Genomic DNA, 3,210 nt, shown 5'->3' with positions numbered 1-3,210 from the left:
GCCGCGACATCTCCTTCCAGCTCATGACGCCGGGGTTGAGGTGGGGGAGCAGGCCGGTCTCCTCGAGCACGCGGATCGCCATCGCGCGGACGTACTCCAGCGTGCTGTCGTATCCGGCCGCCGCGAGCCACTCCTTGGCGTCGTCCCAACGGTCCTCGGGACGGTCCCCGAGCGTGAACAACGCCTCCTTGCAGCCCATCGCAGCACCCTTGCGGGCAATGTCGAGCACCTCGTCCGGCGACAGGAACGGCGCGGGCAGGCGTCCCGGGGTCGTCGCGAACGTGCAGTAGTGGCACCGGTCCCGGCACAGCCTGGTCAGCGGGATGAACACCGACCGGCTGTACGTGACCACCCCGGGACGCCCCTCGGCGAGCAGGTGCGCGTCCCGCACCCGGCCGGCCGCGGCCAGCAGCGCGTCCAGGTCCTCCCCGCGCGCGTGCAGCAACACGGTGGCCTCGGTCGCGTCGAGCACGGCGCCGTCCGCCGCCCTGCGCAACGCTCGCCGCATGGCCGCCGCACTCGGCCGGGGCTGCGGTGGGGTTAGAGAGATGTCCACTGCCACGTCAACGACCTTAGGCCGCTGAAATTCCTGATCAGGTGTGACCGGCTGTGGGACATCCCACTTCACCGCACGGCGACCAGCAGTTCCGCGTTCCGGTCGAGCGGAGTGCCCAGCGGCTCGGCTCGCGAGTGGATGTCGTTGTAGGTGAACTCCCGGCACAGGCTCGCGAGCGCCTGGTCGCTGCGGTCGTCGTAGTCGGCCCGGTACGGCGCGTCGGCTTCGAGCAACGTCGTGAACAGCGACAACGTGCCGTCCCCGTTGTCCGCCACCTCGATGACGCGGGCGTGCTGCGGGTAGTCGACGTGCGCGGCGGTGTTGATCTCCCAGAAGCTCCTCGACGGCGTGTCGTGCCGGTGCGGCGTGATGACGTTGCGGTGCGTGTGCCCGTTGACCCACGCCAGCACGTTCGGGAACCGGTGGAGGAGGCCGACCAGCGCGTCACCGTTCATCCGCGGGTCCAACGGCCTCCGCCGGTCGGGTAAGACGTTGCCCATCGTCGTGGACGTGTGGTGGCTGAACAGCACGAACAGCTCGTCGGTGACGTTCTGCCGCTGCGGCAGGCCGAGCCAGTCGTAGTAGAGCGAACTGCCGCGGCGGAGCGTCCTCTCGATCCAGTTGAGCTGGTGCAGCCCGATCGAGCCCTCGGAGAAGCCGGCGAGGTTCGTGGTGTCCATGCTGATGCCCGTGACGCCAGGCGCCATCCGGAACGTGTAGAACACGTCCACACCATCCGCGTTGGCGTCCGTGTACCCGTGTCCACCCGTCGGCAGATGCTTGCGCACGAACTCACCGGTGGTGAACAGCCGACGCCGGTCATCGGGCGTGACGGTCCTGACGACGCCGCCACTCGCGAGGATGCTCATCGCTTCCGGGATGGCCTCGGGGTCGTTGAAGGCACGCGCGACCTTGGCGTTCTGCACGGGGTCGCCGAAGCCGACGATCTTCTTGCGCCCGGTGTACCAGCTGTCGAGCAGGCCGTCCGGCAGCGCGCCGACCACGCTGTCGTCGTGGTTGCCGATCGTGGAGTACCAGGAGATGTCCAGTCCGGGGCTGGTGAACTCCCTGACGGCCGCGTCGAGCAGCCCCGGGAGCCGCGGGAACCCCGCCGCCTTGTAGTCGTCCGCGCCGCTGAGGTCCGGCTGCCAGAACGTGCTGATGCCCGCGTTCTGCACGCCTTCGTACCCGTTGTCACCGGTGTTCGGCGTGATGGTGCCGCCGTTGAGGATCGTGAGGAACCAGTCGAGCTCGATGTTCTCGTGGTTGTCCGTGTTGTCACCGGTCGTCATGAGGAAGTCGAAGGGCCTGCCGGTCAGCGGACCGTTCTTCACGGCGTTGACACGACGAACGAGAGAAGTACTTCCCTGCGCCGTGAGAGCTTCCTGGGGCCGGTGCGCGCTGGAGCCCATGATCGGGTGCAGGTACTCGAACCGGAGCGGACTCTGGGCGTCGCAGATGTGCATGTCGCTGAACTGCACGAAGCTGGCCAACGCCTGCCGCCGCGCCTCCCGCCCGGCCTTGGCCGGGACCAGATCGGTGCGCACGACGGTCGGCCAGCCCGGTCCGGCCTGGAGCCTGCGGTAGCCGCTGGTGCCGATCGGCGTGGCCGCGGTGTCGAGCGTGGTACCCGCGGTCGAGGCAATCGCCTGCGCGTCGAGGAGTGGGACGCCCGCGGCGCCCACACCCATGGCCAGGAGGAACGAACGCCTGGTGAAGCCCGTCATCTTGTGCGCCCCCGATTCATCGATGGTGAATCGTGTTCATGTTCGGGGAGCCGACGGGGTAAATCGAGCGGTCAGACGGGCGACGGGAGCGATACAGGCTGCCCGGACTGGGTCGGTCGGAGTAGGCGACCGGGTCAGGCCAGCCCAGCCAGCAGCTGGCGCAGGTGCTCCTCGAGACGCGGCCGCTTTTCGGTGAGCACCTGCCACACGAGTGCATCGTCCACGCTGGCGTAGCCATGTACGAGGATGTTGCGGAAGGCAACGACGCGGCGCAGATCCGGAACGGCCGCGGCGAGTTCCGGGGAGACCTTCGACAAGTTGTTCAACGCCTCGCCGATGATCTCGAACTGCCGCTCGACAGCGGACCTCGGCATCGCGTCACCCAGATAGCCGGTGAAGGACTTGCCACTGCTGAACTCAGCCAGCAACTCAGCGGCACGCAAGGCGTCCCACACGTAGGTGCGGGGATCACGCCGTATACAGGGTTTCCTTGCTGTCCATGACCTGCTGCCGGAAGTACGGGTTGCGGATGCTGCCGCTCACCACGAGGTCGACAGGCCTGTCGAAGATCCGCTCCAGGCCCTCCTTCAGCGCGAAGTAGCTGCCGAAGTGGTCGAAGTCGTGCACGGTCTCGAAGTCGATGAGGATGTCCACGTCGCTGCTCGCGATGTCGAACGCGCCGCTCGCGGCTGACCCGAACACATCAGACGTCGGACACCCAACGTCCGGCACAGCTCCTCGATCTCAGCCCTCTTGGCAGACACGATCTCGTGCACCCTCATCACCTCCTCGGGCATGATTGTGCCTGATCCCGGGCTATCGGTCAGTCCGAGTACACGACCGTCACAGGGGCGTGGTCCGACCAGCGCTCGGCATACGTCGCCGCCCGCTCCACCACGGCCGACTGAGCCCGCTCAGCCAACCCGC

Annotated in this window: 4 protein-coding genes and 1 pseudogene; all 5 read right to left on the bottom strand. The window is 67.6% G+C overall.

Annotation, left to right across the window (positions count from 1 at the left end):
• A partial coding sequence (locus VM306_RS28495; RefSeq protein ID WP_325520597.1) for a radical SAM protein occupies positions 1–508 on the bottom strand: 508 nt, incomplete at its 3' end.
• A gap of 116 nt (positions 509–624) precedes the next feature.
• On the bottom strand, positions 625–2,283 hold the full coding sequence (locus VM306_RS28490; protein ID WP_325520595.1) for a TIGR03767 family metallophosphoesterase: 1,659 nt from the start codon (positions 2,281–2,283) through the stop codon (positions 625–627).
• A gap of 134 nt (positions 2,284–2,417) precedes the next feature.
• Positions 2,418–2,738 carry a DUF86 domain-containing protein gene (locus VM306_RS28485; protein WP_325520593.1) on the bottom strand — a complete coding sequence of 107 codons (321 nt, stop codon included), beginning with the start codon at positions 2,736–2,738 and terminating at the stop codon, positions 2,418–2,420.
• 13 nt (positions 2,739–2,751) lie between these two features.
• Complete coding sequence (locus VM306_RS28480; protein ID WP_325520591.1) at positions 2,752–2,985, bottom strand: nucleotidyltransferase family protein; 234 nt, start codon at positions 2,983–2,985, stop codon at positions 2,752–2,754.
• A gap of 121 nt (positions 2,986–3,106) precedes the next feature.
• Positions 3,107–3,210: pseudogene (locus VM306_RS28475) on the bottom strand (exodeoxyribonuclease III); the annotation flags it as partial.

The organism is Lentzea sp., from assembly GCF_035525475.1.
Lineage (GTDB): Bacteria > Actinomycetota > Actinomycetes > Mycobacteriales > Pseudonocardiaceae > Lentzea.
This window is presented reverse-complemented; position numbering and strand designations above follow the sequence as displayed.